General features: G+C 49.6%; 5 protein-coding genes. All 5 read left to right on the top strand.

Going from position 1 to position 3,358, the window contains the following annotated elements; translation table 11 throughout:
- On the top strand, positions 1-877 hold an 877-nt coding region (locus K2G43_RS01115), incomplete at its 5' end, for an RnfABCDGE type electron transport complex subunit C (RefSeq protein ID WP_300152745.1).
- A gap of 16 nt (positions 878-893) precedes the next feature.
- Complete coding sequence (locus K2G43_RS01120; RefSeq protein ID WP_297644400.1) at positions 894-1,886, top strand: RnfABCDGE type electron transport complex subunit D; 993 nt, start codon at positions 894-896, stop codon at positions 1,884-1,886.
- Entirely contained in the window at positions 1,883-2,545 is a 663-nt protein-coding gene (locus tag K2G43_RS01125) for an RnfABCDGE type electron transport complex subunit G (protein ID WP_297644398.1), read from the top strand. The genes K2G43_RS01120 and K2G43_RS01125 overlap by 4 nt, the downstream gene beginning before the upstream one ends.
- Positions 2,546-2,561: 16 nt before the next feature.
- Positions 2,562-3,146, top strand: a complete 585-nt coding sequence (locus tag K2G43_RS01130) for an electron transport complex subunit E (RefSeq protein WP_297644396.1) — start codon at positions 2,562-2,564, stop codon at positions 3,144-3,146.
- A 109-nt stretch (positions 3,147-3,255) separates the two neighbouring features.
- Positions 3,256-3,358 (top strand): Rnf-Nqr domain containing protein (locus K2G43_RS01135; RefSeq protein ID WP_300152746.1); only part of this gene is annotated, 103 nt, incomplete at its 3' end.

The following is a 3,358-nucleotide window of genomic DNA, read 5'->3' on the forward strand; positions in this document are numbered from 1 at the left end:
CTTTAAGGCAGAGTGTGTTATTATCAATGCCGTAGAGTGCGAACCCTATCTGACAGCCGACCATCAGCTGATGTTGGAGCATGCCGAGGAAATCATGGTGGGAGTTTCCATCTTGATGAAGGCGGTGAAGGTGAATAAGGCATTCATCGGTATTGAAAACAACAAGCCGGATGCTATCCAGTTGATGACAAAGGTCGCTTCCGGCTATGCGGGCATTGAGGTGGTTCCCTTGAAAGTGCAATATCCGCAAGGCGGCGAGAAGCAGTTGATTGATGCTGTTATCAGCCGTCAGGTGGCAGCCGGCGCGTTGCCTATCTCCACTGGAGCCGTTGTGCAGAACGTGGGTACTGCATTTGCCGTTTATCAGGCCGTGCAGAAGAACAAGCCGCTGTTCGAGCGTGTCGTTACCGTGACCGGTAAGTCTTTGGCAAAGCCGTCCAACTTTCTGGCTCGTATCGGTACGCCGATGAAGCAGCTGATTGAAGCGTGTGGCGGTCTGCCCGAAGATACGGGTAAGGTGATCGGCGGTGGCCCGATGATGGGCAAGGCATTGGTCAATACAGACGTTCCTACCGCTAAGGGCAGCTCCGGCATTCTGATTATGAATGACAAGGAAGCCAAGCGCGGGGAGGTTCAGCCCTGTATCCGTTGCGCCAAGTGCGTAAGTGCCTGCCCGATGGGATTGGAGCCTTTCTTGCTAGCCACCGTTTCGGCACATGGAGATTTCGAAAGAGTAGAGAAAGAAGATATTATGTCGTGCATCGAATGTGGTTCGTGCCAGTTCACTTGTCCTTCCAACCGTCCGCTGTTGGACTACATCCGTTTGGGTAAAGGCAAGGTAGGAGCGATGATTCGTGCCCGTCAAGCTAAAAAATGAAAGAAAGAATAAATCTATGAATAAATTAATCGTATCCCTTTCGCCCCACGTTCATGGCGGTGACAGCGTGAAGAAGAATATGTACGGCGTGCTTATCGCATTGGTTCCGGCATTCCTTGTCTCGCTTTACTTTTTTGGACTGGGCGCGCTGATTGTTACGGCAACGTCCGTAGCTGCCTGCCTGTTCTTTGAATGGGCCATCGGCAAATTCATTATGAAGAAAGAAACCACTACCATCTGCGATGGCTCTGCTATCATTACCGGTGTGTTGCTGGCTTTCAACTTGCCTTCCAATCTGCCTGTCTGGATTATCATTCTGGGCGCTTTGTTCGCTATCGGCGTAGGAAAGATGTCTTTCGGAGGCTTGGGTTGCAATCCTTTCAATCCCGCATTGGCAGGACGTGTGTTCCTGTTGCTGTCGTTCCCCGTACAGATGACGACGTGGCCGGTTGTGGGCCAGCTGACGGCTTACACCGATGCTACTACAGCTGCTACTCCGCTTGCTATCATGAAAGGTGTCATTAATGGTGCGCCGGGCATGTCGCTGAGCGACCTGCCTTCTTCTCTCAACCTGCTGATTGGAAACAACGGCGGATGCTTGGGTGAGGTGAGCGCATTGGCACTGCTGCTGGGATTGGCTTACATGTTGTGGAAGAAAATCATCACCTGGCACATTCCCGTATCTATTTTGGCAACGGTGTTCGTATTCTCGGGCATCATGCACTTGGCCAATCCCGAACTCTATGTTTGTCCGCTGACCCAGTTGCTTTCCGGTGGTTTGATGCTGGGGGCTATCTTCATGGCTACAGACTATGTGACTTCTCCGATGAATCACAGAGGAATGTTGATTTACGGTGTCTGCATCGGTCTGCTGACGGTGATTATCCGTTTGTTCGGTGCATATCCCGAAGGTATGTCGTTCGCCATTCTGATTATGAATGCGTTCACTCCGCTGATTAACACGTATGTTAAACCTAAACGCTTTGGGGAGGTAGCGAAGAAGAAATGAAAAAGTTAGAATCATCCTTAAAGAACATGTTGCTGGTACTTACGGGAGTTACAGCCATCTCCGTAGCGTTACTGGCATACGTTAACGAACTGACAAAGGAACCCATTGCGCAGGCCAACGCAAAGACGTTGAGCGATGCTGTCAGTGCGGTGGTTCCGGGTTTCGATAATGACCCGATTGCCGAAAAGAAGATGCAGGAAGTGAACGGGGTGGCATATTCCGTATATCCTGCAACGAAAGAGGGCAAATATATCGGCGCGGCTGTGGAAGCTGCCGCCATGGGTTTCGGTGGTGAGCTGAAGGTATTGGTAGGTTTCGATGCAGAAGGCAAAATCATCGACTACTCTTTACTGTCGCACGCTGAGACTCCAGGATTGGGCTCTAAGGCCGCCGAATGGTTCAAGAAGGGAAACAAGGGCGATATCACCGGTATGAATCCGGGCGAAACTGCCCTGACCGTCAGCAAGGATGGCGGAAATGTGGATGCCATCACTGCCTCTACCATCACTTCACGCGCTTTCCTGAAAGCTGTGAATGCCGCCTACGCTGCCTACGCCGGTCAGAATACGGCTGACGGCTCCACCGGTGCTACCCAAAAGAATGTTGAACAATCTGCTGATTCCGAGGCTGCCGCTACGGATTCCATCAGTGCTAATTAAGAAAGGAGTAGAAGATATGAATAATTTGAAAGTATTGATGAACGGGATTATCAAAGAGAATCCTACGTTTGTGCTCCTGTTGGGTATGTGTCCTACATTGGGAACCACCTCTTCCGCCATCAACGGTATGGGTATGGGACTTGCCACGATGTTTGTGCTTATCTGCTCCAACGTGGTGATCTCCGCCATTAAGAACCTGATTCCCGATATGGTGCGTATTCCTTCTTTCATTGTGGTAATCGCATCGTTCGTAACCCTGTTGCAGATGGTGATGCAGGCATACGTGCCGGCGCTGTATGCAACCTTGGGTCTGTTCATCCCGTTGATTGTAGTGAATTGCATCGTATTGGGGCGTGCCGAAGCGTTTGCCGCCAAGAACAATCCGCTTGCTTCCTTCTTCGATGGTTTGGGCATGGGCTTGGGCTTTACTTTGGGTTTGACCTTGCTGGGTGCCGTACGCGAGTTTTTGGGAACTGGTAAGATTTTCGGTCTGTCCATTCTTCCCGAAGAATACGGCATGCTGGTGTTTGTGCTTGCTCCCGGTGCCTTTATCGCATTAGGTTATCTGATTGCTCTGATTAACAGCTTGAAGAAGGCGTGATAAGGGAAAAATGAAAAATTGAAAATGAAAGCATGGAGTGTGCCTGTGACGGTAAGCTTGGTGGACTTTTAATTTTTGATTCTTAATTTTTAATTCTTAATTTAGGATTATGGAATATATATTGATATTTATCTCGGCAATCTTTGTAAACAACATCGTATTGTCGCAATTCTTGGGAATCTGTCCGTTTCTGGGCGTTTCTAAGAAAGTGG

It is taken from the genome of Bacteroides sp., assembly GCF_029057325.1.
Classification (GTDB): Bacteria; Bacteroidota; Bacteroidia; order Bacteroidales; family Bacteroidaceae; genus Bacteroides.